General features: G+C 71.4%; 22 protein-coding genes and 1 pseudogene. 12 read left to right on the forward strand and 11 right to left on the reverse strand.

Features of this window, described 5'->3' with window-relative positions:
- Nucleotides 1-560: 560 nt before the first annotated feature.
- A complete protein-coding gene (locus ACIBH3_RS13505; RefSeq protein ID WP_396312091.1) occupies nt 561-1,136 on the reverse strand; it encodes a TetR/AcrR family transcriptional regulator in 576 nt (191 codons plus the stop codon).
- A 292-nt stretch (nt 1,137-1,428) separates the two neighbouring features.
- On the opposite strand from ACIBH3_RS13505, the gene ACIBH3_RS13510 reads away from it, so the two are divergent.
- The gene (locus ACIBH3_RS13510; protein ID WP_396312092.1) at nt 1,429-2,190 is read left to right on the forward strand and encodes an SDR family NAD(P)-dependent oxidoreductase; all 762 of its coding nucleotides are present in this window, start codon (nt 1,429-1,431) and stop codon (nt 2,188-2,190) included.
- A gap of 382 nt (nt 2,191-2,572) precedes the next feature.
- Here the strand turns inward: ACIBH3_RS13510 and ACIBH3_RS13515 are convergent, their stop codons facing one another.
- Nucleotides 2,573-3,691 (reverse strand): FAD-dependent oxidoreductase, encoded by a 1,119-nt coding sequence (locus tag ACIBH3_RS13515; RefSeq protein ID WP_396312093.1) that lies wholly within the window; start codon nt 3,689-3,691, stop codon nt 2,573-2,575.
- A gap of 107 nt (nt 3,692-3,798) precedes the next feature.
- Here ACIBH3_RS13515 and ACIBH3_RS13520 point away from each other — a divergent pair, with 107 nt between their 5' ends.
- Entirely contained in the window at nt 3,799-4,413 is a 615-nt protein-coding gene (locus tag ACIBH3_RS13520; protein WP_396312094.1) for a TetR/AcrR family transcriptional regulator, read from the forward strand.
- 450 nt (nt 4,414-4,863) lie between these two features.
- On the opposite strand, the gene ACIBH3_RS13525 is transcribed toward ACIBH3_RS13520, so the two are convergent.
- The 3 genes from ACIBH3_RS13525 to ACIBH3_RS13535 form a co-directional block, all read right to left on the reverse strand.
- Nucleotides 4,864-5,274: a VOC family protein gene (locus ACIBH3_RS13525; protein WP_396312095.1), complete on the reverse strand. Its 411-nt coding sequence runs from the start codon at nt 5,272-5,274 to the stop codon at nt 4,864-4,866.
- A 367-nt stretch (nt 5,275-5,641) separates the two neighbouring features.
- A complete protein-coding gene (locus ACIBH3_RS13530; protein WP_396312096.1) occupies nt 5,642-6,097 on the reverse strand; it encodes a hypothetical protein in 456 nt (151 codons plus the stop codon).
- 59 nt (nt 6,098-6,156) lie between these two features.
- The gene (locus ACIBH3_RS13535; RefSeq protein ID WP_396312097.1) at nt 6,157-6,660 is read right to left on the reverse strand and encodes an RICIN domain-containing protein; all 504 of its coding nucleotides are present in this window, start codon (nt 6,658-6,660) and stop codon (nt 6,157-6,159) included.
- Nucleotides 6,661-8,594: 1,934 nt separating this feature from the next.
- On the opposite strand from ACIBH3_RS13535, the gene ACIBH3_RS13540 reads away from it, so the two are divergent.
- Nucleotides 8,595-8,990: an RICIN domain-containing protein gene (locus tag ACIBH3_RS13540; protein ID WP_396312098.1), complete on the forward strand. Its 396-nt coding sequence runs from the start codon at nt 8,595-8,597 to the stop codon at nt 8,988-8,990.
- A 79-nt stretch (nt 8,991-9,069) separates the two neighbouring features.
- Here the strand turns inward: ACIBH3_RS13540 and ACIBH3_RS13545 are convergent.
- Nucleotides 9,070-9,544, reverse strand: a pseudogene (locus ACIBH3_RS13545) (helix-turn-helix transcriptional regulator); the annotation flags it as partial.
- Nucleotides 9,545-9,686: 142 nt separating this feature from the next.
- On the opposite strand from ACIBH3_RS13545, the gene ACIBH3_RS13550 reads away from it, so the two are divergent.
- Together ACIBH3_RS13550 and ACIBH3_RS13555 are read left to right on the forward strand one after the other, a co-directional pair.
- Nucleotides 9,687-9,809, forward strand: a complete 123-nt coding sequence (locus tag ACIBH3_RS13550; RefSeq protein WP_396312099.1) for a hypothetical protein — start codon at nt 9,687-9,689, stop codon at nt 9,807-9,809.
- Nucleotides 9,806-10,267 carry a VOC family protein gene (locus ACIBH3_RS13555; RefSeq protein ID WP_396312100.1) on the forward strand — a complete coding sequence of 154 codons (462 nt, stop codon included), beginning with the start codon at nt 9,806-9,808 and terminating at the stop codon, nt 10,265-10,267. Before ACIBH3_RS13550 ends, ACIBH3_RS13555 begins: the two co-directional genes overlap by 4 nt.
- Before the next feature lie 353 nt (nt 10,268-10,620).
- On the opposite strand, the gene ACIBH3_RS13560 is transcribed toward ACIBH3_RS13555, so the two are convergent.
- Nucleotides 10,621-11,187, reverse strand: coding sequence for an SUKH-4 family immunity protein (locus ACIBH3_RS13560; RefSeq protein WP_396312101.1), 567 nt, complete (start codon nt 11,185-11,187; stop codon nt 10,621-10,623).
- A 306-nt stretch (nt 11,188-11,493) separates the two neighbouring features.
- Here ACIBH3_RS13560 and ACIBH3_RS13565 point away from each other — a divergent pair, with 306 nt between their 5' ends.
- Nucleotides 11,494-12,783: a hypothetical protein gene (locus ACIBH3_RS13565; protein WP_396312102.1), complete on the forward strand. Its 1,290-nt coding sequence runs from the start codon at nt 11,494-11,496 to the stop codon at nt 12,781-12,783.
- Nucleotides 12,784-13,072: 289 nt separating this feature from the next.
- Here ACIBH3_RS13565 and ACIBH3_RS13570 read toward each other — a convergent pair whose 3' ends face one another.
- Nucleotides 13,073-13,705: a TetR/AcrR family transcriptional regulator gene (locus tag ACIBH3_RS13570; RefSeq protein WP_396312103.1), complete on the reverse strand. Its 633-nt coding sequence runs from the start codon at nt 13,703-13,705 to the stop codon at nt 13,073-13,075.
- Between the two features lie 54 nt (nt 13,706-13,759).
- On the opposite strand from ACIBH3_RS13570, the gene ACIBH3_RS13575 reads away from it, so the two are divergent.
- Complete coding sequence (locus ACIBH3_RS13575) at nt 13,760-14,719, forward strand: GNAT family N-acetyltransferase (protein ID WP_396312104.1); 960 nt, start codon at nt 13,760-13,762, stop codon at nt 14,717-14,719.
- A 279-nt stretch (nt 14,720-14,998) separates the two neighbouring features.
- Here ACIBH3_RS13575 and ACIBH3_RS13580 read toward each other — a convergent pair whose 3' ends face one another.
- Complete coding sequence (locus tag ACIBH3_RS13580) at nt 14,999-16,096, reverse strand: hypothetical protein (RefSeq protein ID WP_396312105.1); 1,098 nt, start codon at nt 16,094-16,096, stop codon at nt 14,999-15,001.
- A 770-nt stretch (nt 16,097-16,866) separates the two neighbouring features.
- Between ACIBH3_RS13580 and ACIBH3_RS13585 the strand changes: the two genes are divergently transcribed.
- From ACIBH3_RS13585 to ACIBH3_RS13595, 3 genes are all read left to right on the forward strand, one after another.
- On the forward strand, nt 16,867-17,274 hold the full coding sequence (locus ACIBH3_RS13585) for a YciI family protein (protein ID WP_396312106.1): 408 nt from the start codon (nt 16,867-16,869) through the stop codon (nt 17,272-17,274).
- An 8-nt stretch (nt 17,275-17,282) separates the two neighbouring features.
- Nucleotides 17,283-18,458 carry an RNA polymerase sigma factor gene (locus ACIBH3_RS13590; protein WP_396312338.1) on the forward strand — a complete coding sequence of 392 codons (1,176 nt, stop codon included), beginning with the start codon at nt 17,283-17,285 and terminating at the stop codon, nt 18,456-18,458.
- Between the two features lie 143 nt (nt 18,459-18,601).
- A complete protein-coding gene (locus tag ACIBH3_RS13595; protein ID WP_396312107.1) occupies nt 18,602-19,396 on the forward strand; it encodes a VOC family protein in 795 nt (264 codons plus the stop codon).
- Between the two features lie 255 nt (nt 19,397-19,651).
- Here ACIBH3_RS13595 and ACIBH3_RS13600 read toward each other — a convergent pair whose 3' ends face one another.
- A complete protein-coding gene (locus ACIBH3_RS13600; protein WP_396312339.1) occupies nt 19,652-20,110 on the reverse strand; it encodes a carboxymuconolactone decarboxylase family protein in 459 nt (152 codons plus the stop codon).
- A 329-nt stretch (nt 20,111-20,439) separates the two neighbouring features.
- Between ACIBH3_RS13600 and ACIBH3_RS13605 the strand changes: the two genes are divergently transcribed.
- Both ACIBH3_RS13605 and ACIBH3_RS13610 read left to right on the forward strand, forming a co-directional pair.
- Complete coding sequence (locus ACIBH3_RS13605; protein ID WP_396312108.1) at nt 20,440-21,012, forward strand: hypothetical protein; 573 nt, start codon at nt 20,440-20,442, stop codon at nt 21,010-21,012.
- 114 nt (nt 21,013-21,126) lie between these two features.
- Nucleotides 21,127-21,474 carry a hypothetical protein gene (locus ACIBH3_RS13610; RefSeq protein WP_396312109.1) on the forward strand — a complete coding sequence of 116 codons (348 nt, stop codon included), beginning with the start codon at nt 21,127-21,129 and terminating at the stop codon, nt 21,472-21,474.
- 136 nt (nt 21,475-21,610) lie between these two features.
- Here ACIBH3_RS13610 and ACIBH3_RS13615 read toward each other — a convergent pair whose 3' ends face one another.
- Entirely contained in the window at nt 21,611-22,879 is a 1,269-nt protein-coding gene (locus tag ACIBH3_RS13615; protein WP_396312110.1) for a cytochrome P450, cyclodipeptide synthase-associated, read from the reverse strand.
- Nucleotides 22,880-23,123: the final 244 nt, after the last annotated feature.

Below are 23,123 nucleotides of genomic sequence, written 5' to 3' on the forward strand. Positions count from 1 at the left end.
GCTCGGCATCCCCGCACCGAAGCAGATCATCGCCCTCGAACCCGCACCCCGCTGACCAGCACGAACACCAGCGCCTAGAGAAACGACTCTCAGGCACCCTCACCCATGTCCGCGCAGGTCAGACCCCAGATTCGTGACTCTAGGCCGCTGAATTACGCGGAACGCAGGCCTGTGGTCACGTCCCTGGAACATGGGGAATGACGGCATCGGCGCTGTGCCTGTTCAGCCCGAACCGCTCCAGACGAGATGATCACCACGGCCGGCGGTGGTCAGCACCCCTCGAAGTCACACTTCGCCCGCCACGTCCTGTGGGACGCAGCCGCTGGACTTCGAGCCGGGCGTCTTCCGCCACGACAACTCGGTCAGCGCCGAATTGCGCAGGGCCGGTAGGGCAATCTCGGCAATGCCCGGATCTGAGCGCGGACCGCCGGACGTCCGAGCCTGCTCACCGGGGATCGGCCACTGACGTCCGAGGATGTGGTCTGCTCCTCCGCCCTGTTCGACCCGGTCGGCGGCTGGGGCTCTCGCGGAGGCAACGAGGTCTTGGGTGCCGCCGCCTGTCAGGGTCGGTCGGTGCTCAGGCCGTCCAGGGTGAGGTCGAGGAGGCGTTCGGCCTGCGCTCGCTGTTCCGGCTTTCCGGAGGCGAGTGCGATGCCGGTGAGGGCGGCGAACATGTCGGTGGGACCGATGTCGGAGCGGATGGTGCCGGCTTCGACGCCGGCGGCCAGGAGTGAGGTCAGGGCGGCCAGCATCATCTCGTGGCTCTGGGCGTAGGGGTTAACGCCGGATTCGACGAGGGCGCGCAGGGCGTCGGCCATGCCCAGTTTGGCGGTCGCGTAGTCGATGAAGCGGCCCATCCAGGCGCGCAGGGCCTCACGCGGGGCCAGCGCGGCCAGCAGGTCGGGGGCGGCGTCGCACAGCCGGCTCAGCTCGTTACGGTAGGCGGCCTCGATGAGGATCTCCCGGGTGGGGAAGTTGCGGTAGAGCGTGCCGGAGCCGACGCCGGCCTCTTTGGCGATGCGCTCCAGGTGCGCGTCCAGTCCCTCTTCGGCGAAGACGCGCACTGCGGCCGCGAGGATCTTGTCCCGGTTGCGCTGCGCGTCGGCCCGTAGCGGGCGCCCTGTCTCTCTGGCCATCGGCGGTCTCCTGTGGTCCCGGCTTGCTAACTGGCGGCGCCTCCACTTACAGTCAAGGAACTGGAGGCGCCTCCACTTCCACTCTAGGGCATATACGCCGCCCGCATCCGCCGCGCGCGCATGCGTGCCTCCCCTCCCATACTCCCGACGTCGCGCGGCCACTGCCGCCAGTCCCCGGAGCAACGGGTGGACCACCGGCCCGGCCCCGTCACGGCCTGGGCCTTCACAGCCGTCTGCACGATTCCTGTCGCGAACGCACACGTGGGAATCCGCTCACTCACAGGAGAAAAAGATGAGTCTCTCGCTCGAAGGAAAGGTCGCCGTCGTCACGGGCGGCGCGTCCGGGGTCGGCCTGGGCATCGCCCACGAGTTCGCCGCCAGTGGCGCCCGCGTGGTCATCACCGACCTGCAGCAGGAGGCACTGGAAGAGGCGGTCACGGCGATCGGGCCGAACTGCTCGGGGATCGTGGCCGACGTCACCAGGCTCGCGGACATGGAAGCCGCCTACCGGCAGGTGAAGGAGCGTCACGGGCGACTCGACGCGATCGTGGCCAACGCCGGGATCGGCGCGCACGCCCCGCTCGGGGCGATCACCGAGGAGCAGTTCGACCGGACCTTCGACGTCAATGTCAAGGGTGTCCTGTTCACCGTCCAGCCCGCGCTTGCGCTGCTGCCGCCCGGCGGCACCGTCGTCATCATCGGCTCCACGGCGTCCATTCAGCCGCCGCGCGGGATGAGCCTGTACGGCGGCTCGAAGGCCGCCGTACGCAACTTCATTCGGGCCTGGATCCAGGACACCAAGGGATCGGGCGTCCGAATGAACATCCTCAGCCCCGGCGCGGTCGACACCGACTCCCTGCGCAGCGCACTGGCGATGGCCCAGGGAGCCGACCACGTCGACGCCGCCGTCAAGACCATGGGAGAGGGCAACCCGACCGGGCGGATCGCCGACCCGCGCGAGATGGGCAAGGCCGCGGTCTTCCTCTCCAGCGACGCCTCCAGCTTCATCACCGGCGTCGAGCTCTTCGCGGACGGCGGCATGGCGCAGGTGTGAGCCACCCGCCCGGGGGGGGGGGGCCCCCCCCCCCCCCCCCCCCCCCCCCCCGGCCCCCCCCCGCCCGGCCCCCCCCCCCCCCCCACCCCGGGGGGGGGGGGGGGGGGGGCGGGGGGCCGGGCGGGGGGGGGCCCCCCCCCCCGGGGGGCCGGCCCCCCCGGCGGCCCCGCCACCCCCGCCTGGCGCATCGCAGCGCTGCGCCAGCAGCCCCGAGGACGCCCTGGACTACGCCTGCGGCCTCTACCCCGCCAGGCCCGGGAGCCGACCGACCGCATCCAACAGGCAGGCCGGGACTTCTCGAATCGGATGCCGTCGCTGGAACACGCCCCCTGCTTCAACGAGCCGAACACTGGCCGCTGCCGGGACGCCAACCTTCAGGCGCTCACCCGAGGGACACACTCGTCGGGGGAACGATGTGGTTGAGCGCACCGGCGCAGTCGTGAGCGGCCTTGATGGAGCGTGGCAGCATGATGCCCTCGTAGGCCTGGACGGCGTCGTCGATGCCGGATTCGGTGATGAGGGCGTGTGCGAGGTCGGCGCCGTCGAGCATGGCGAGGTTGGCGCCGAGTCCGACCGGGGGCATCAGGTGCGCGGCGTCGCCGAGCAGGGTGATGCCGGGGACGTGCTCCCAGGTGTGCGGGGCGGGCAGTACGAACAGGGGCCGGTTGACGAACGCGCTGTCGTTGTGCCGCAGGAGGTACAGCAGGCGCTCGTCCCAGCCGTCGAACGTCTCCAGCAGGTGGGTGCGCACGGCCTCTTGGTCGCCGAGGTCCACGTCGGCGACCAGGTTCCAGTCCTGCGGGCCGCGGAAGGCGATGTAGGCGCGGATGTGGCCGTTGCTGTTGCGCTGGGCGGACAGGGCCCTGCCGTCGGACTTCGCGAGCAGGCTGCCATTGCCGACCATCCGCGCGAGCGCGGGGTGGCGGAGGTCGCAGTCGTCGAAGCCGGCCTCGACGAACGTGACGCCGGTGTAGGTGGGCGTGGCGTCCGACAGGGCCGGACGGATGCGTGACCAGGCGCCGTCGGCGCCGACCACCAGGTCGAAGTCCTCAGTGGTGCCGTCGCCGAGGTGCAGGCGCCACGTGCCGTCCCCGAGCGGGGCGGCCCCGGTGACGGCGCAGCTCCACCGGACGGTGTCCGCGGCGAGGGATTCCAGAAGCAGGCCGCGCAGCTGGCCGCGGTCGATCTCCGGGCTGTCGTCGTCATGGGCGGGCCCGGTGAAGGGCAGGGCGGCGCCGGAGGCGGGGTCGAGCAGGCGCCACTCCTGGCCTTCGGGACGGGCGAGTGTGCGGAACCGGTCGAGCAGGCCGGCCGCGCGCAGGGCGAGCTGACCGGTGCCGGCGTGTATGTCGAGGGTGCCACCCTGGGGGCGGGCGCCGGCGGAGGGCTCACGTTCGAGGACGGTGACGGAGCGGCCGTGGCGTTGCAGGACGCCGGCCAGGGCCAGGCCTCCGAGGCCGGCACCGACGACCGCGATGCGTGGGTCACGAGCAGAGTTCATAGGGATGTTCCTCGGGGAGATGGGGTGAGCTGCCGATGGTTCCGGCGCACGACCAAGAAAGCACAGTCACTATGAAAGTGCAATGACTATACTTTCACAGCGGGTTCATGGTGGCGTACGGTGTACCGGTGACCGAACCGACCGGGCGCCGCGAGCGCAAGAAGGCCCAGACCCGCCAATCGCTGGCCGACGCCGCTCTCCGGCTCTTCCTCGACCGCGGCTACGACCAGGTCGGCGTCAAAGACGTCGCCGACGCCGCCGACGTGTCCGTGACCACCCTGTTCAAGCACTTCCCCGGCAAGGAATCACTGGTCTTCGACCAGGACGACGACATTGAGGCGGCACTCGTCGCCGCCGTCCACAACCGGCCCCCCGGCCAGTCGATCCCACTCGCCCTGCGCGAGCACATCCTGCTGACGCAGACCCAGCTCGCCGTCAACACCACGGACCCACGCTTCGCCGCCTTCACGCGCATGGTGCAGGACACCCCGGCCCTGCGCGACTACGCCCACCACATGTGGACCCGCCACGAAGCGGCTCTGGCGCGCGCCATCGCGAACGAGGTCGGCGCCCCTGAGGACGACATCGCCTGCGCCGCCCTGGCCCGTTTCGCACTGGAGGCCCGCGTCCTGATCCGGCGGCACACCGACCCGCGGCGCACCGCCGAGGAAGCCTTCGCCCTGCTCGAACACGGCTGGGCGACCCTGCATCCCCACCACTGACCGGCTCCCCGACGCCGCCCGCACCGGTACACCCACGCCAATCCACCGTCCTGGAGCGGCAGTGGTCACCCCCGACGGCCACTGCCCGCATCTTCTCGGAACCGCGGAACGAGCTCGGGCCCACTTACAGAGCCGACGACCAAGCAGCGCCGGCGATGACCGTGGTCACGACCTTGCGGCTGCTGGCCGCTCTCGCCCCGGGACTGGCGTCGGCGGGGCCGACGGCGGCGGTGGTACCGGCGGTGGTTTCGGCGGCGGGTCTGGCCGGGATCGGCAAGACCCGAGGCAGCAGTCACGTGATCGATCAGGGAGTCGATCGCACGTCGGCATGCTGGAGCGCCTCGGCAGGGTCAGGGTCTGCGTCCGGAGTGGGTCGCTCACCGCACGAACCTGTTCGAGCCCGGTGGGGCTGGCGCCGGGCGGTGCCGGCCCCACCGGGCCTACAAACGGTCAGCCATCGCCACGGCTCTGCCAGGCTGCGCGCTGGCGCAGCGAGATGCGGTTGCCGTCCGGATCCACCGCCTCGATGCCCATGCCGAACCCGTACTCCTCCGGCTCCGGCTTGTCGAAGGCCACACCGCGGTCGCAGAACACCTTGAAGTCCTCCCGCAGGTCGTCCGACTCAAGGATGACCGGACCGGGCGTGGCGCCCGGCAGTACCTCGGCCGGCTGCCCCGCAGCCGCCGCGTGCGCCCACAGGATGATCTCCACCGGACTGCCGAGGGCGCCCACGGTGAGAAAGCGTCCGTCAGGACCGGGGTAGTCGACGCGCTTCTCCAGGCCGAGCTGTTCCGTGTAGAACCTCAGCGCGCGCTCCTGATCAGTGACGTAGAGCGTCACGTACATGATGTTCGTCAGCATCGTGGGGTCCTTCCATCTGTCGGTCTGCGTTGGCTCACTGACGGATTCCGACCGCAGAATGTGACGGATGGACGGGGGAATCCTGCCGACCGACGGCTTCGATGAGCGACCCCTTGATGATCCACAGCTCGGCCGTGGTCGTGAGACCCGGGAAAGTTCGGCGGCCCGGCACAGTGGCCAACCCTCCTCGACCACGCAGCGGGCGAGACGGAGGCGGCCAGTCTCGGTCAGCGCTGCCTTGCGGTGTGGCGTGAGGGCCTTCCGACAGCGGGTGCAGATGTCGCCATCCACACCGAGCCAGAAGGCCCTCACCCAACTCAAGATCAGCCGGCCATGGACCCCGTCACCAACCTCCCGGTCAGTACCCCTAGTGCCACGCCGTCGTCTTGGACTTGCTGAACGGGTCCCCGTGCTTCTTGAGACCGGCCCGGATCTTGGCGCCGTCCGGCCAGTAGAACATGTTGCCGAAGTTCGACCCCTCGATGTCGGTCACCTCGAAGTAGCCGACCAGCTGCCAGTTCCTGCCACCGTCGTAGGAGCGGTCGATCCAGGCGTCGTACCGGCCACAGACGCTCCCGACGGTGAGCCGGCCCCACGCGTACCAGGAGCCGTTGTTCTTGCCGGACCGGAGCTCGACCGTCGAGCAGCCGAGGCTCTTCCGGTCGTCGGTGTCCTTCCTGTCCCAGCTGGCCTTCCCCGGGTCGAAGTCGTCGCACTGGTAGCCCGATCCGCACGGCAGCGGCGTGGCGGCGGAGGCGACCCCCGCGAACGGCAGGAGAACCATTCCGACGGCGGCCGCGACAACGGCAGTCTTCTTGAACACGAATACCCTCCGGTTCCTGGTCAGGACACTGTCTGATCGGTCTTCACCCGACGCGATGCTCACAGCCGCCAGAGCTGCGTCGCACCGCCGTAGCAGTCCCACTGGACGAGGGTGGTGCCGTTCGCCTGACTCCAGGAGGCGTCCAGGCACTTCCCGCTGTCGTTGTTGATGATCTGCCACCCGGAGAACGTCAGGGCCACGCCCCACGACTGGGTGGCGCCGCCGTAGCAGTCCCACTGGGTGACGGCCGTGCCGTTGGTGTGACTCCACCCGGCGTCGAGGCACTTGCCACTGTCGGCGTTGACAAGCTGCCCGTTGCTCCAGCTCCACGACTGGGTGGCACCGCCGTAGCAGTCCCACTGCGTGACGGCCGTGCCATTGGTGTGACTCCACGCAGCATCGATGCACTTGCCGCTGTCGACGTTGGGGAAGACTCCCCCGGCCGTCGCGACGACCGGGGCACCGCCGCCCGCTCCGACGGGCGCCTGGGCCGAGGCGGTGCCGGCCGCGGACGTGATCATCATGACGGCACTGGCCGCAGCCAGCGCGAACTGCTTGCGCATCTCGTTCCTCCTTCTTGTCGGTGTTGCGGTCTTCCGTGCTTTCCACCCGCTGCGCTCCGGACGACTCGCGAGGTACGGAGGACTCCTGCCGAACGCACCACTGCGCCCGGTGAACTCGTGACACGGCTGGCGGCCGCCTCACAGCGATCCCCGCGCTCGCCTCATCTCCGGCTACGCACCACGCCTCGCGACACGACCGGGCGCCTCCCAAACACTTTGGGAGGCCTGCAAGTTGTCCGAAGAACCGGTGGAGACTCCAGAGTGCGACCTGTTTTGATTGTCCATCTACAAGAAGTCGCCAACCCTCAGGTGAGCGGCGGACAATTCGGCTTGGCCGCGGACAAGGCAGGGGGCACAGGGTGGTTGGTGCTGGACGCCCGCAGGGACGGCTCAAGGGAGAGACCGAGCAGGCGGACGCCCTGGCCAGGTTCGTACGGGAGGTGACCGCGGGGATCACCGTCCGCAAGCTCGCTCAGCGGTACCCGGCCGGCAGGACCAGCTGGAGCGAGTACCGCTCCGCGGAGAAGGACATCCCGTGGCACCTGCTCCAGCGGCTGATCCACGACCACGAGGCGGACCCGAGGGCCCGGACGATGCTGCTGGAACGCGCCGGTCACCTGCACGAACAAGCCACCCGGGCGGCCGAGGGGCTCCGTCCGCCCGCGGCGGAACGCTCGGCCGCCCAGCAGGCATTGGACCGGGCCCGACAGGCGCAGCGGCAGGCCGAGGCGGGCGTGGCGGAGTCGGAAGAACTCATCCGGGTGCTGGTGGCGATCGTGGCCGAGTTGCGGAGTGAGCTGGGCGCCGATGCCACGGACGAAGCGAGTCCGGCAGCCCGGCTCCTCGGCGACGGAGAAGCGGCCGAGTGGCGGCGGGCCCGACTGCGGGAGGCGACTCGCTGCCTGACCGAGGTGCGACGGATCAGGGAGAGCGCGCGGGAGGTGCAACGGAGGGCTGGACGGGAGCACGACGCCGTCGGTCTCCTGGTCGGCCAGGGGCGGACGGCTGCCCTGGCGAACGATGACCGGCACCGGGCGGGGGGCGAGCCGGTGGTGAGCGAGGCGGCGGGGACCGAACCGGCCGGGACCGGCGGGGTGGCGGCACACCTCCCGGTGCTGCGATGTCTGGAGACCGACCTGGTGAGGGTGCGGGAGGCCTTGGCCGACCGGTACCGGGAAGTGATCCGGATGGCCCCCGCCTGTGCCGACCCGAGGATTGTCCGTGGCGAGTTGGTCCGGGCCCCGGACAATCGCCTGACCGGTCCGTTTGTGCTGGGCCGAGCGTCGACCGGCCCGTCGCGCGCCGAGGGGGCCCGCGCAGGGCGCCCCCGAACGGCCCGGAGCGCCGCAGCCATGGGTGCGGTCGGGGCGGCCCTGGCCGGTGTGCTGTTGTTCACCGGGGTGCTGGTGGGCATCCACGTGGGCAAGGCGGCGCCCGCCGGGTCTGACACGGCCCCCCGGGCAGCCGGCGCCCGCGTGGGGCCGGGAACCGGTGCAACCACCGCCGGCCCCTCCCCGGCGACGGCAGACGGCAGTTCACCACCCTCACCACCCGCTCCGGGCGTGGGGCCGATCACCTCACCGGCCTCTCCCCCACCGGGCGGTACACCTCCCCGGACCGAAGCAACGGTCCCCGCACCCGTGACCCCCGCACCGGCGGTCCCCGCACCCGTGACCCCCGCACCAACGGTCCCCGCGCCCGTGGTCCCCGCACCAACGGATACGGCGGCTCCGGCCGCAGGCCCCGGTGCCCTGCCGGAGCCTGCCGCCCCGTCGCCGCCGGGCGGGAGCGAGAAGCCCGCGCCGTCGTCCGCGCCCACCACCTCCGTGCCGAAACCAGGGACGGAACCCTCGCCGCCCGGCCGTCTCGGCGGAACCCCGGCCGTCCCGCCGACGGGACCGGTGGCGCTCAAGAACGGCAACAGCCTGCAGTGCATGGCCACGCCCGGGGGCACCAGGGACGAAGGCCGCGAGGTCCAGCAGTACCCCTGCGGGGACTACCCCGACCACTTCTGGGAAGCCCAGAAGACCTACACGGACGCCGAAGGCGACACCTACTACCGGATCGTCAGCTACAACAGCGCGCTGTGCCTCTCCGTCCGGGACTCCAGCACCCAGGCCGCCGCCCCTGTCATCCAGTCCACGTGCAGGAACAACCCTGGGCAGTCCTGGAAGATCGAGAAGTGGCCGAACGGTCTCCGCTTCGTCAACGACAACAGCCGCCTGTGCCTCGCCGTCACCTACCGCAGCACCGCCCCGCAGGCCCCGCTGATGCAGTACCCGTGCGGGGACTACCCGGACCACTACTGGAGCTACGGCCCACGCCGGTAGCAGAGCAGCCTCCAGATCTCATTGCGTGACGCGAGCGCAGCCGACGGACGTGGAGCAAGGTGTCCACCGGGCCAGCCGTCTCGGCCGACGCGTGCACGAGGAAGCGCGCCTGGGGTGCGGGTGGACCCGGCTCGCCACCCGCTCCTGCACGTACCTCGCCGCGTCGGGCGCCGCGCGCGGGCGGAAGCGCCAGGTCCGTGCGGACACCCCGGTCATCCGGTCCACGCGGAAGGTGCGCCAGTCGTCGCGATCGAGGTCGTATGCGAGGAGGTACCACCGCCGCTCGGAGGCGACCAGGCGGTAGGGCTCGACGCGCCGCCGTCGCACATCGCCCCCGGAGGGGTCGTCGAAGCCTGCTCGACCTCGTCGCGGCAGGCTCTGGCCAGCGTCATGAGCGCCTCGGGGTCGACCGGCGTGCCGCCTCCACCGAAGGTCTCCACCGAGCCGGAGAGCGCGCGCACCTCGTGCCGGAGCCGGGTGGGCAGCACCTGGTCGAGCTTGGTCAGTGCCCGGAGCGCGGCGTCGCCGGCGCCGGCGACCGCACCACCCGCGCCGACGGCGTCGTACGAGACCTGGGAGTATGCCGACAGCGCGGCCGCCGCGCTCGACCAGCTCGACCCCTGGCTAGCCTGGGTGCGTGGCCTCGGCGACACCGGGCTCCGGGTCGCAATCGGCGCGAAGGAGCCCTTCCCCGGGATGCCCATGGCCGACCTGATGCTGCACGTCCACCGCGAGCTGATCGACCACCGGTCCGCGGTCTGCGCGCCGCGCGACCTCTACCCGCGCACGAAACCCGCCACGAACGGAGCAACCCGATGAGCCGCCACATCCAGGTCACCTTCGACGCCCACGACCCGCGGGCGCTGTCGTCCTTCTGGCGCGACGTGTTGGACTACCGCCACCCCGGCCCGCCCGGAGTCGACGTGCCGGAGGACGCCGACCCGTTGGCCGCGTGGGACGACTTCCTCGCGCGGATCGGCGTACCGGAGGAGCAGCGCAACACGAGATCGGCCATCGAGGACCCGGACGGGCACGGTCCACGGCTGTTCTTCCAGCAGGTGCCGGAGGACAAGGTCGTCAAGAACCGCGTCCACCTGGACATCCGCGCGGCTCCCGGACTGCGGGGAGAGGAGCGGATGGCGGCGCTGGAGGTCGAGTGCGACCGGCTCGTCGCGCTGGGAGCGACGCGGGTACGTCGCCACGAGCCCGCTCCCCCGATAGGCGCCGGCTTCATCGTGATGACCGACCCGGAGGGCAACGAGTTCTGCCTGGACTGACGCAGCTCAGCTGTGGTCGCGGAGCCGCGACCGGTCCTGACCGCTGCACCGATGCTCCCGAGGCCGATCAAGGCCGATCAAGGCCGCGGCAACGCCGGCCGACTGGAAGGTGGGCGGCGAGCCCGGACCGGCCCGCCCTGGCGGCGCTTGGACGCGCTGCCGCCGAGCGGGCCATCCGCGTCCTGACCAATGATCAGCAGCCGCGTCGCAACGGCGGCTGGCGAGGCTTCACCTAGGACGACGCCGTCCGCGCCGCCATCGAAGAGATACTCGCTGCGTGCGACGGACCGCCGCAACCCGCCCGAAGGCCGCCCGGTATTCCGGGCGGCCTGCTTCGCTTTGAGCCGGTCCTCTCAGGTCATGTGATAGGAGTCGAGGAAGGACTCCCAGAATTGCGCACCGCTCTGGAACGGCAGCCCGTCCCAGCGGTTCATGCCCTCCCGGACGACCTCCTCGGTATCGGCCCAGTCGTACGGCGTCGGCCGCTCCTCCGGCAGCGGCCGCTCGATGGCGACCTTGTACACCAGGTACGCCAGCGAGGAGAGGTCGCGGTGGATCAGCTCGTAGTCCTCGTCGGCGTCCGGGTCGTACCCCCAGATCGTGCCGTCGTCGAGGTGGACGAAGACGAACCCCCAGGCCAGCTCGCCCAGCTGGCGCAGCCGGCCGTGCTCGGTCTCCACCAGCGAGGCGGTCAGCGGCCGGGCGAACGCCCGGTCCGGGTTCTGCGGCCGCCGCTCCGCCAGCTCCTCCGACAGCCGGAACAGCCCGCCGGAAAACGGCACACCGACCTCGGTCGCGAACCGTACGGCGTCCGCGTCGTCCGGCCAGATCTCCACCGCGGCATCCTTCCGCAGCCGCAGCATCGACCCAGGCGGCATGTGTTCCTCAACGACCACCCGCCAGTCCACCGACACCAGCATCCGTTGTCCCCTCTCGTCCTCCGCGGAGCCTATCGACCCCGCTGGACCGTCCTGCCGCCCGCCCGCGCCGCGATTACTACGGCAAGGTGCACGCCTGCGGGCCGGCTCCAGGTTTCGGCGTTGGTGGTCTGCTCGCCGTGACGGGAAGTCCGGCCATCCCGGAGGGTGCGCATCATCGCCTCGACGACGGCATCGGATCGCTGCCGTCCGGAATGGTGATGTTCGATTTGCATCGATGCCAATCACGTGGTTTGAATGACCCCAATCAACAGTTCGGAACCCGAACTGCCGTACAAGGGGGAAGTCTTGACGGGGTTACGCAAGAAAGCGCTGGCAGCGATCACGGCGGCCGGTCTGGTGACCGGCTCCATCCTGATCACCGGTAGTGGAGCAGCGCAGGCCAAGGACGGGGACGGGGAGGCGGTGGACACCGACTCCGCGATCCTGGCGCTCGCGACGAGGGCCGAACCGCTGAACGCGGTCGCCGATGCCCTCGGCGAGCAGGGCCGGAAAGCCTATTCCGGCATCTACGGCAACCTGTACGTGGACGAGGATGCCGGCAAGGTCACCCTGTACGTGACCGACGCCGTGCAGGGCCAGAAGCTCATCGCTTCGGCCAAGGCCGCTCACGCGGGCATCGACACCAGCCTGATCAAGGTCGCGGCCGCGAAGTACGCGAAGAAGGACCTGGATGCGCAGGCCGACCAGATCCTTGAGGTGACCGTCGCCGGCGAGGCGGCCGATCCCGAGGTCTACGCCGTCTCGGTCAACCCGGACGGCTCCGGCATCACCGTGGCCGGCAAGAGCGACAAACTCGACTCGATCAAGAGCAAGTTCACCGCCGGCATCACCGGCGCTCCCGTGTCGGTCGTCGCGGGTGACCCGGTCGCCCCCGCCTCCTGGCGATGGAACGACACCGCTCCGCAGATCGGCGGCGACGTCCTGCTCGGCCCGTCCCACCGCAGCGGCTACATCAGCCAGTGCACCGCGGGCCTGGCCCTTGAGAACGGCGTCGGCCGCGACTCCCTGGTCACCGCCGCCCACTGCTTCCGCAACGGAACCGACGTCTACGGCGAGGGAGACCCCGAGGGACACTTCGGCGCCAGGTACGGCCATCGGATCGGTCACGTCGTCAACACCAACGCGCGTTGGGACGCCCAGCTCATCGAAACCGGCGGCTTCAACGGCGCCGGTACGAACTCCGCCGAGGCCGACCAGCCGCGCGGCAAGTGGTACCGCGTCAAGGGCACGGCCTACTCCTACAACGGCCAGTCAGTCTGCCAGGACGGTGCGCGCTCCTTCTACACCGGCCACGGCGTCCCGTGTGGCATCAAGGTGCAGAACTCGGACGTCAGGTACAACCTCAAGTGGGAGGACGGCTCAGTGCACGCGGTGCGCGGTGTCATGGGCCGCAACTCGCATTGGGCCGTCACCCAAGGTGATTCCGGCGCACTGGTCTTCAGCGTCACCAACAGGACCGACCGAAAGGCCCGGGGAATCGTCTCCGGCGAGTCCGGAAACCACACGAACCTGTGGTGGACCGAAGCCCCGGACATCATCGACGCGTTCGGCATCGACCTGAATCCTCACACCTGACCAGACCACCCTCCCGAAGGGGCGCACCGGAACCGGTGCGCCCCTTCGGGCATCCGAGCGCCGGCCGACCACGCCCACGGAGGAGCCCCTGGTGACATCGGGCGGGATGAGCAGGGGGGTCATGGAACATCGCCGGACCCAACGGACTCGTGCTCTCCCACGACGAACATCGGCTCTACGTCTCGACACCCGGGCCGGACACATCCGCGTCCTCGCCGTCCGCGAGGACGACACCGTCGGCAACGACAGGGTCTTCACCAAGGCCGACAGACGCTCCGGGTGGTCTGGCTTACCCGTCAGGGGCCGGCCTGCCGGCGCCGGCCGCAGGCCGGGGCACCGCGATTGAGGTGAGGAAGTCGTCGAGCATGGCGGTCTGTACGCCCTCGGGGAACCGGTCGGGGTCGAACAGGGCCTGGACGACGAGTCCGTGGGTGAACGCGACGGCTGTGGCGGCGAGTTGCTCGCAGTCGGTGGTTGCGGGGAGTTCGCCCAGGTCGCGCGCGGCCTCGAAATGCGGGCGGATCGCCGAGCGCATCCGGGTGTAGCGGTCGGCCTGGTCCGCGGCCAGGCCGTCATTGGCGAGGGCCAGGTCCCAGGAGCTGACCCAGATGCGGTTGCGGGCCGTGCCGTCCGGGGTCAGCGGCAGGATGTCCAGCAGCATGGCTCGCACCGTGGCGAGGCCCGCGGTGGGACGCTCGCGGCGGGGACGTTCTGCGCTGCGCTTCTCCAGCAGATGCAGGGCATGCGCGATCAAGGCCTGCTTGGTCGGGAAGTAGTGCATGAGCATCCCGGTCGAAACGCCCATCGCGGCGGCGACGGCGCGCAGGGTCAGCCCGCCGAACCCCTTGTCGGCGAGTACGTGCCACACCGCCTGGGAGACGTCCTCGCGGCGGGCTTCACGATCTCCGGGTGCGGGTGGCATGCTGCTACCTTACATACCGAACGCTCGTTACGTACCCCAGGGATCGAGGTATCCGTGTTCGCGTTGCCGCTCGGGAACCATGCGCAGCTCCGCCCCCTGGAGCCCTGGCACGCGCAGGAGTTCCTCGCCCATATCGACCGCGCCCGGCCGCATGTGGACCCCTGGATACCCTGGGCGACGTTCAGCACCGACCTCGCCTCCGCCACGGCCGTCCTCCAGCGGTACGCGGACCAGCAGGCCGCGGACACCCGCCGGATCTACGGGATCTGGCTGGACGGCACGCTGGTCGGCGGCGTCATGTTCACGAAGTTCGACGCCGCCTCCGGGGTGTGCGAGATCGGCTGCTGGCTGGAGGCGGAGGGGGCGGGCCGCGGCCTGGTGACCCGGGCATGCCGGGCGTTGATCGACTGGGCTTTCGGAGAGCGCGGGATGAGCCGGGTCGAATGGTGGGTCGCGTCGGGCAACACCCGCAGCATCGACGCCGCGCGCCGGCTCGGGATGACCCGCGACGGCGTTCTGCGGCAACACTCTCCGTACCGGGGTATTCGGCGCGACAGCGAGATCTGGTCGATCCTCTCCGAGGAGTGGTCACCCGTGGGAGGAGTAGCCGCGTCCGATGTCAAAGCCGAGCTCGACCAGCTGATGCGCACATTCCTTGGCGCGTTCACCAACACCGGCGGCAGCGAGCCGAACGTCGATGCTGTCCGTGAGGTGTTCATTCCACAAGGGATGATCATCAGTCACGTCGGGGCTGAGCCCGTGGTCTACGACCTCGACGCGTTCGTCGAGCCCCGGCTGAGGATCCTCACCGATGGGACGCTGACGGAGTTCTCCGAATGGGAAGTCGCCGAGCGGACTGAAATCTTCGAGTCGATCGCGCATCGGTTCAGCGAATACCGCAAGTCCGGTTTCCTCAACGGCGAGTGGTTCGAGGGCTCCGGCCGCAAGACCACCCAGTTCATCCGGACGCCTGCCGGCTGGAGGATGAGCTCGATGGCCTGGGAAGACGTGTAGGGGCGCCCCAACCCAGCCCCGACGACCGCGCCCGGCGCCACCCGCTCCTGCCGATACCTTCCTGGCCGGAAGGATTCGACCGGCCGGGCCGGTCCGCCCGCGCGCGGCGCCCGACGCGGCGAGCCCACCGGTGCAACCACCGCGACCACCGGGGGACGGAACGGCCCCGACCTGCGAGGACGACGATACTGCGGGCCGCCGCAGGACAGCTCTGCGGCGGCTCCCGGCCGCCAGGTCCAGTCACACCTGCGTGGTGTCGTGGAGGCCGACCGGCGAGGGTCAGAGAGCGAGGTAGGTCAGGCAGGCGATGCCGATACCGAGCAGGGCCAAGGCGAGGATCGGCCCGGGCCGTCGAGTCCACAGGGTGGCGCTCCTGGTGTCGTCCTTCTCCTGCGGCCGACGCTGGACAACGGGTTCGGGCCGCCGGCGCGTCCGCAGCCGCCCCGCAACAGTCTCGGGCTTGGGCCCAGACTGCGGCCGCGGTCGCTGTTCAGCAGGTACGAACCAAGGCCTGGGCTGCGGCTGCGGGTATGCGCCTGAGGGTGCGGGCAACGGCCACTCGTCACCGGCTGCGGTCCACGGCGACTGCGACTGCGGCTGCGGCTGCGGGTATGCGCCCGAGGGTGCGGGCAACGGCGACTCGTCACCGGCTGCGGTCCACGGCGACTGCGACTGCGGCTGCGGCTGCGGCTGCGGCTGCGGGTACGGGTACGCCTGGTACTCGGGCGGGGTGTTGCCTTCAGCTTCGTCCAGCCATGCCGTGGGGGCCGGGTCCCAGTGGTCGTTGTCGACCTGCTGGAGCAGGGCTCCGTTCCCGCGGCGGCGCCACCGCCGCCCGTGCACGTCGGTGAAGTCGACGTGGATGTCGGACAGACGCACGCGCGTGCCTTCCGGCAGGCCTGGCACGGGGGCGAGCACCGTCACACCGGTGCCGTTGCTTTCCCGGACACCTGGAGGGTAGTGCAGATCAATGCTCTGGCCATCGGGAGTGATCTCACTCGTCCACCAGAAGATGCGCACGTCCGTCACCGGGAGCCGGCCACTGTAGACGACCCGCACGTTGTTGCCGTCCCCCGGCACCACGGTGAGACCCCGCGCATGCTCGATCAGGGCCAGGCGCTGCCTCCTCCGGTCGGCCCGCTCCTCCCGGTCGATCTGCCGCTGGGCGTCCTGTGCAGCACGTTCCTCGGCCGACGCGGCCCGCTGCTCGGCGGCTACCGCCAGCAGCCGAGCCCGTTCGGCCTCCGCGATCTGGCGCTCCAGCTGCGCAGCCTGCAACCGGAGCTGCGCAGCCTGGCTCCGGTAGCCGGCGACCCCGACTCCGACACCCGCCAACGTACTGAACGCCCCCACGACGGCGACGATCGTCTCGATCACCCTGGTCTCCCCTGTCCCGTCCGTTGGCGAACAGCTTGCCTTCCAACCAGCGGCCGTGTCCGGCGAACCGGGGCGGCCGGTGCCTGGACAGACGCCCGGGCGGGGCCGAGCGGATCTCCGGCCGGACGGGGTGGCGGGCGGGCCGAGCGAGCGACGGCAGGAGCCGTGGGGCAGGCGAGGCGCCCGGGCACCGCCGGGACAACGAAGGCGCAACGCGGACAGGCACCGAACGAAAGCCGGGGCCTCAGGTGGTGCCGGTCAGAAGAGCAGAGCAGCCCGGACATCGGCCGCCGACCGGGATTTGGCACGGCCACCTCCACGCTAGGACGCCACCACCGTCCCGGCGCCCCGGGACCGATCCCCCCACGCGCGGCTGGGCATCGGCCAACCCCCGACGGTGCAAGTGCGGGTGCTCCCGAGACCCGGCCCCGGATGCTCGGCCGCCAGGTCATGGGCCTCCTCATCCCCTTCGAGGAGACATCCCGCATCGCCCGGCCGCCCACCTCGCCCACGCCGCCGGCACTGGAGCCTGGCGCCGTCGGCCGCGGGCCTTCGTCGAGCGCCAGCACCCCAAGATCGGCGATGAGCACCCGGCCGCGCCGCCGACCGCCCACGCCCGCCCGTGGGAGCAGCCCGACCCCGACGGCTCCCCCGGGCTCGTCCAAGAGAGCCAAATGAATTCGGACAGCGATGTCGAGAACCCGCGACTGCCTCCGTCCCCGGGGTGAACGCGACCACAATGGGTCGCACCAGCACCGAGGAGAGACACGATGGCCAAGTACTTGCTGCTCAAGCACTACCGCGGCGCCCCGGCTGCGGTCAACGACGTGCCGATGGACCGGTGGACGCCGGAGGAGATCTCGGCGCACATGCAGTACATGCACGACTTCGCGGCCCGGCTCGAGAAGACCGGCGAGTTCGTCGACGGCCAGGCGCTCGCCCCCGAGGGCACGTTCGTCCGGTACGACGGCGAGGGTCGCCCGCCGGTCACCGATGGCCCGTTCGCCGAGACCAAGGACCTCATCGCCGGCTGGATGGTGATCGACGTCGACGGTTACGAGCGCGCCATCGAGCTGGCCGGGGAACTGTCGGCCGCCCCCGGTGCGGGCGGGAAGCCGATCCACGAATGGCTCGAGGTGCGCCCGTTCCTGGCCGCGCCGCCCACCATCACGGAGTGACCTCACCGATGAACGAGGCCCTGCTCCGGAGCCTCACGCCGAGCGTGCTCGCCATCCTCGTCCGCCGCGGAGCCGACTTCGCGGCGGCCGAGGACGCCGTGCAGGACGCGCTGGTCGAGGCGGTCCGCGTCTGGCCCACCGACCCCTCCCCGAGCTCTTCGAGCAGGGTATACCCCGTGCGGGACCCGAAGGGCTGGCTGGTCACCGTGGCCTGGCGCCGGTTCCTCGACCGGGCCCGGGCGGACGCCGCCCGCCGTCGGCGTGAGGACCGCTTCGACGAGGAGCCGGCGCCCGGGCCCGCGCCCGCGGTGGACGACACGCTCCAGCTCTACTTCCTGTGCGCCCACCCGTCGCTGACACCGTCGTCCGCCGTCGCGCTCACGCTGCGCGCCCTCGGCGGGCTGACCACCCGACAGATCGCCCAGGCCTACCTGGTGCCCGAGGCGACCATGGCGCAGCGCATCAGCCGGGCCAAGCGCACCGTCTCCGGCGTGCGGTTCGACCGGCCCGGCGACGTCGCCACCGTGCTGCGCGTCCTCTACCTGGTCTTCAACGAGGGCTACTCCGGCGACGTCGACCTCGCCGCCGAGGCCATCCGGCTCACCCGGCAGCTCGCGGCCCAGGTCGACCACCCCGAGGTGGCGGGGCTGCTCGCCCTCATGCTGCTCCACCACGCCCGGCACGCCGCCCGGACCGCGCCCGACGGCAGCCTGGTGCCGCTCGCCGAGCAGGACCGCGGCCGCTGGGACACCGAGTCGATCGCCGAGGGCGTCGAGATCCTGCAGGCGGCCCTCGCCCGCGACCGGCTGGGCGAGTTCCAGGCCCAGGCCGCGATCGCGGCGCTGCACGCTGACGCGCCCACCGCCGGGGAGACGGACTGGATGCAGATCGTCGAGTGGTACGACGAGCTCGCGCGCCTGACCGACAGCCCGGTCGTCAGGCTCAACCGCGCGGTGGCCGTCGGGGAGGCCGACGGACCGCGCGCAGGCCTGGCGGCGCTCGCGGCGCTGGACGACTCACTGCCCCGCCACACGGCGGTGGCGGCGTACCTCCACGAGCGTGCCGGTGACCTGGTGACGGCGGCACGGCTGTACGCCGAGGCGGCCCGAAAGGCCCCCGATCTCGCCGAGCGCGACCACCTGACGCGCCAGGCCGCCCGGCTCAACGCCGGCCGGCGTCGCTGACGGGTCTCGCTCGGAGTTCCCCGCGGCCCTCGACCCGCCGTACGGGTGAAACCGGCCGCTCCGCGCGGCCCGTACGGACCTCCGCGCGCGGGGGCTCGGCATCGTATGGGGCGGACGGACCCCGTACATCCCAGGAGGACATCATGCTCGGCACCGACTTCCGTACCGGATCGCCCAACTGGCTCGACCTCGGCAGCCCCGACACAGGGGCGGCCGCCGCCTTCTACGGCCGGGTCTTCGGCTGGGAGTTCGTCTCCGCCGGGCCCGACGCCGGTGGCTACGGCTTCTTCCGGGTCCAGGGCAAGACGGTCGCCGCGCTGGGTCCGCTCACCGAGGAGGGCGCGACATCCGCCTGGATGATCCACTTCCAGAGCGCCGACGTGCAGGCCACCACCGGCGCCGTCCGGTCCGGCGGCGGGGTCGTCCGGATGGAGCCCATGGACGTCATGGGAGAAGGCTGGCTGGCGCAGTTCACCGACCCGCAGGGCGCCGAGTTCGCCTGCTGGCAGCCCGGGAAGACCCCCGGACTGGGGCTCACCTCCGCCGAGAACTCCCTGGTGTGGGTGGAACTGCACGCGCCGGACCCGGTCGCGGCCATCGCCTTCTACGCCTCCCTCTTCGGGTGGCGGCACTCCGAGATGCAGGCCCCCGGGATGGTCTACCGGGTGCTCAGCATCGCCGACGGCGACCAGCAACAGGGCTCCTTCGGCGGGGTCGCGCCGCAGGGCGACGGAGCCGGCGCCGGGTCCAACGAGGTGCCGCGGTGGGTCCCGTACTTCAACGTCGCGGACGTCGACGCCACCGTCAGCGCGATCGAGGACGGCGACGGACGGGTGCTGATGCCGGCGGCGGACGTGGCGCAGGTCGGCCGCATCGCCTGGGCCGCAGACCCGGCCGGAGCGGCGTTCGCCCTGCTGAAGCCGGACCCGCGGATGTGACGCGCAGGACTGGCCGGCCAGCTCGCCGGACGGGATCGGCAGCCCGTTCCCACCAGCCCTGCGACATCCCCCCGGGCCCCGGGCGAGCGATGCGGCCCCGCTCCCCCTCGCAGCCGCCTCGCCGAGCAGACCGGCGAGGCCGGGGGCGCCGCCCCGCCGGCAACAGCGCGGGCAGGAGCTCGCGAGCGCCGCAGCCCCGGCCTGCTCGCGCTCGGCGCCCGCCGGGCTGGTCGCACAGCCCCACCGGGCCCGTTCTCAGGTCCACTGCTCGGAGGGGGCAACACCCGGGATCGGCTTGCCGATGAGGGCGAGGGGGACGAAGAAGTTGACCTGGCCGATCGCGATGGTCAGGGTGGCCAGGGCCTTGGGGTCGTAGTGGCGGGCGGCCTCGGCGTAGAGGGTGTCGGGGACGCGCTCGCCGTGCGGGTTCGCGGTGAGGACCGCGTCGACCAGGGCGAGTGCGGCGCGCTCGGCGTCGGTGAAGCAGGTGGCGGTGTGCCAGGTCGCGACGGCGTCGATGCGCTGGTCGCTCTCGCCGGCCTTGCGCAGCAGGGAGGCGTGCATCGCGGTCAGGTAGGTCGAGCCGACGATCTGCCCGGCGCGCAGCTGGATCAGGCCGATCGTGGTGCGCGGGACCGAGCGGTTGCCCGTCGCACGGTACAACCAGCCGCCCAGCTCCTTCAGCTCCGGGACCAGCTCGGACGGGTCCGGCATCCGCGATACCAGCGCCTGTCCGCCTGCGGCGGCGGCGGACTGCTCGGTGGTGGTGGTGTTCACGGCGGGCCTTCTCCTTGGGTGGTTTCCGGTGCCTGCGTCTCTATGACCGATCCGGAGCCCGGGATGTGACAGGCGGCCGGGAGGAATCTGACGAGCACGGGCGGTACGGGCCGGCGAAGCCGGGTGGCGGCGGCCGAATGGCTCCGCCCTGAGCCTGACGGCCGGTCGCCTCCCCCGTGCGGGTGAGACGGCTCCTTCTCGCGCGGCAGACGAGGCAGTCTTCGAGGCTGACGACCCGTGAGGCCTTCAGCGGCAGGATCGTTGCCATGCCTCTCACTCCCGCCCCGTCCGCCGAGCCCGCCCCGTCCGCCTCCGAGCCCGGGCCGCTGCCGCCCGCGCCTCGCTGGGCCGTCCGGGCGGCGCACGCCACCGTCCTGGTCACACTTCCCTCGGGCCTCTGGCGGCTGCTGCTGGCCGCCGGGATGCCGGCCGGCTACACCGAGGCCGGCTTCCGGGCACTCGGATCGACCGGCTGGGGTGCGCTCCTGGTCGTCGCCGTGAGCGTGACGATGGAACTGCTCGCGCTGGCCACTCTCGCGCTGGTCCGGCCGTGGGGTGAGCGGCTGCCGGGCCGGCTGCCGCTGCTGGGGGGCCGCCGGATCCCACCACGGGCGCTGATCACGACCGCCTGGCTCACGGTCGTGGCCCTGACCGGGGTGTGGACGGCCCTGGTCGGGACCTGGTGGCTGATCCCGAAGGAGGACATGACTCCGCTCGGTGTCGACGTTGTAGGCCTGCTCTACGTCCCCACCGTGGCCTGGGGCCCGCTGCTCGCTGCCGTCACCCTCTCCTTCCAGCGCCGACACCGCAGCCGGACGGTGCCCGGTCGACCCGCCTGAAGCGCGCGGCAGGCCGGCACCGGGCACGACCCGCTGACGCGTGTGGGGCCGCCTCGCTGGTCCGAATGGCACCGCGCGGGTGCGGCAGACCGGCCCAGTGGCCACGGTGAGGGAATGAACATCGTCGTCGTGCTGGAACTGGACGTGCCGACCAACGTGCGGGTCCTGGGAACCGACCGCACACCTGCCGACCCAAGGGGCCCGGTGCGCCGCGCGCACGCCGCCCCCGCAGACGCCTCGGGGGTCTGCGGCCCCCTCACCCTCTGCGGCCTGGAGACCGGCGAGATGACCCTCGCCCCGCACCGACCCGCCGACCCCGACCAGCCGTGGTGGCCACCGCACTGGCACGCGTGCAGCATCTGCCAGACCGCCAGGCAGAACACCGCGCCCACCATCACCGAGCCGACAAACACAGACCACCCGGAGGACAGCGCCTACCCGGCGGGGACGGCGGCACGCTGAGCGTCTGCCCCCTGAGAACCCCGCCCCCGCCGCCCCGGCCACCCGGCCGATGCGCCCGGGCCGATCGGCCGCCCGACCAGCGGGAGCACGAGTCGACCCGCAACAACCGCAGGCCCTAGGCCGCCACCCCGCACCCTCAACTGCACACCTCCCGAACGGCAGCGGCGTCAGCCATGCCGGGGCCTTCGTGGACGGGGGTGAAGTCCAGGCACAGGGAGGCGGGGCCACGGGTGTACAGGCCGGTCTCCCGGTAGTGGAAGCCGGGGCTGTAGCGGACCTGGTCGAGCAGGGGGAGGAGCATCGCGGCGACGGTTTCGATCTCGGCTCGGGCGAAGGCCGCGCCGACACACTGATGGAGTCCGGTGCCGAAGGCGAGGTGCTGGGCGGCTGCGGTGAAGGAGCGGGCGGTGCCCAGGTCCGGGCGGTGGAGGTCAAAGGAGTCCGGTGCCGTGAACGCGTCGGGGTCGCGATTGGCCGCGCCGATCATGCAGAAGACGGTGGCGCCCGCCGGGACGATGGTGCCGGCGAACACGGCGTCCTGCTCCGCTTGGCGGGGGATGAGCTGGACGGGCGGGGTGTAACGCAGGGTCTCGGCGATCGCGGCGGGCAGCAGGGTCGGGTCCCGGCGGACCTGCGCGAGCTGCTCGGGGTGGTCGATCAGGTGCTTGAAGAGCAGGGCGAGGGTCTTGTCGGCGGGCTCGACGGCGGCCACCAGGACGTTGATCACGAGCGCGGTGACGTCGCGGTTGCTCATGGCGATGCCGTCGAACTCGGCGGTACACAGCTTCGATATGAGGTCCCCGCCGGGGTGGCGGCGGCGCTGTTCGATGACGGGGACGAGGTAGGCCTCCAGTTGCCCGGCGCAGTCCAGGCAGTGTCGGCGGCGTTCGGGAGTGAGCGCGATGCTGGTGATGAACTCGCCGACCCCGCCGAGCCAGGCGGCGACCTGCTGCCAGTCCTTCTTGTCCAGGCCGAGGACGTCGAGTGTCACATGGACGGCGAAGGGCTTGCCGAAGTCGTTGACGAGGTCCACCCGGCCCTGGGGAAGGAAGGGCGCGAAGAGCTCGGCGGCGTTGGTGTGGATGGCGCGTATCTGGTCCTGCATGGCCTGCCCGGTGAAGCCCCGGACGACGATCTTTCGCTTGGCGGTGTGCTCGGGCCCGGTCAGCTGGGCGAGGACCGGCCCGCGCATCACCGGCTCGGCGCGCACCTGCAGCGTCTCGGTCGTGAACGCCTCATGGTCGGTCAGCACCCGCTTCACGTCCTGATAGCGGGACAGGAAGTAGCTGTCCACCGCCGGCTCGTAGTGCACCGGCGACTGCTCTCTGAGCCTGGCGAAGTACGGGTAGGGAGCAGCGGCGAAATCCGCGGACAGGATGCTGAAGCGGGGGTCGACCATGGGCATGGCAAACCTCTCAAGGGGGAACGGGGCACCGAGGGAGCGCCAGGGGCTGGGGACGGCAGGAGCTTCTGTGCCGGTGAGTGGCAGACAGCCGAGCCCCACTTCCGGCATCACGGCCGGGCAGGCAGCTCGCACTCTGGGCAACGATGTCGGTTCCTACGTCGGGGAGGTCCGCAAACCCTACCGTCAGGACGGCGCGGCGCCGCCTGCGCCCATGGAGGTGCCGGGTGGATGACACCCTGGCGAA

Source organism: Kitasatospora sp. NPDC050543 (assembly GCF_044457565.1).
Lineage (GTDB): Bacteria > Actinomycetota > Actinomycetes > Streptomycetales > Streptomycetaceae > Kitasatospora.

Bases quoted from the DNA above. Each gene is read 5' to 3' on its own strand.
- ACIBH3_RS13560 (WP_396312101.1), bottom strand. From the start codon at position 11,187: ATGCTGGTGTCGGTGGACTGGCGGGTGGTCGTTGAGGAACACATGCCG.
- ACIBH3_RS13570 (WP_396312103.1), bottom strand. From the start codon at position 13,705: ATGCCACCCGCACCCGGAGATCGTGAAGCCCGCCGCGAGGACGTCTCC.
- ACIBH3_RS13525 (WP_396312095.1), bottom strand. From the start codon at position 5,274: ATGCTGACGAACATCATGTACGTGACGCTCTACGTCACTGATCAGGAG.
- ACIBH3_RS13595 (WP_396312107.1), top strand. From the start codon at position 18,602: ATGCTCGGCACCGACTTCCGTACCGGATCGCCCAACTGGCTCGACCTC.
- ACIBH3_RS13610 (WP_396312109.1), top strand. From the start codon at position 21,127: ATGAACATCGTCGTCGTGCTGGAACTGGACGTGCCGACCAACGTGCGG.
- ACIBH3_RS13600 (WP_396312339.1), bottom strand. From the start codon at position 20,110: ATGCCGGACCCGTCCGAGCTGGTCCCGGAGCTGAAGGAGCTGGGCGGC.
- ACIBH3_RS13505 (WP_396312091.1), bottom strand. From the start codon at position 1,136: ATGGCCAGAGAGACAGGGCGCCCGCTACGGGCCGACGCGCAGCGCAAC.
- ACIBH3_RS13605 (WP_396312108.1), top strand. From the start codon at position 20,440: ATGCCTCTCACTCCCGCCCCGTCCGCCGAGCCCGCCCCGTCCGCCTCC.
- ACIBH3_RS13520 (WP_396312094.1), top strand. From the start codon at position 3,799: ATGGTGGCGTACGGTGTACCGGTGACCGAACCGACCGGGCGCCGCGAG.
- ACIBH3_RS13615 (WP_396312110.1), bottom strand. From the start codon at position 22,879: ATGCCCATGGTCGACCCCCGCTTCAGCATCCTGTCCGCGGATTTCGCC.
- ACIBH3_RS13535 (WP_396312097.1), bottom strand. From the start codon at position 6,660: ATGCGCAAGCAGTTCGCGCTGGCTGCGGCCAGTGCCGTCATGATGATC.
- ACIBH3_RS13510 (WP_396312092.1), top strand. From the start codon at position 1,429: ATGAGTCTCTCGCTCGAAGGAAAGGTCGCCGTCGTCACGGGCGGCGCG.
- ACIBH3_RS13585 (WP_396312106.1), top strand. From the start codon at position 16,867: ATGGCCAAGTACTTGCTGCTCAAGCACTACCGCGGCGCCCCGGCTGCG.
- ACIBH3_RS13515 (WP_396312093.1), bottom strand. From the start codon at position 3,691: ATGAACTCTGCTCGTGACCCACGCATCGCGGTCGTCGGTGCCGGCCTC.
- ACIBH3_RS13555 (WP_396312100.1), top strand. From the start codon at position 9,806: ATGAGCCGCCACATCCAGGTCACCTTCGACGCCCACGACCCGCGGGCG.
- ACIBH3_RS13550 (WP_396312099.1), top strand. From the start codon at position 9,687: ATGCCCATGGCCGACCTGATGCTGCACGTCCACCGCGAGCTGATCGAC.
- ACIBH3_RS13540 (WP_396312098.1), top strand. From the start codon at position 8,595: ATGGCCACGCCCGGGGGCACCAGGGACGAAGGCCGCGAGGTCCAGCAG.
- ACIBH3_RS13590 (WP_396312338.1), top strand. From the start codon at position 17,283: ATGAACGAGGCCCTGCTCCGGAGCCTCACGCCGAGCGTGCTCGCCATC.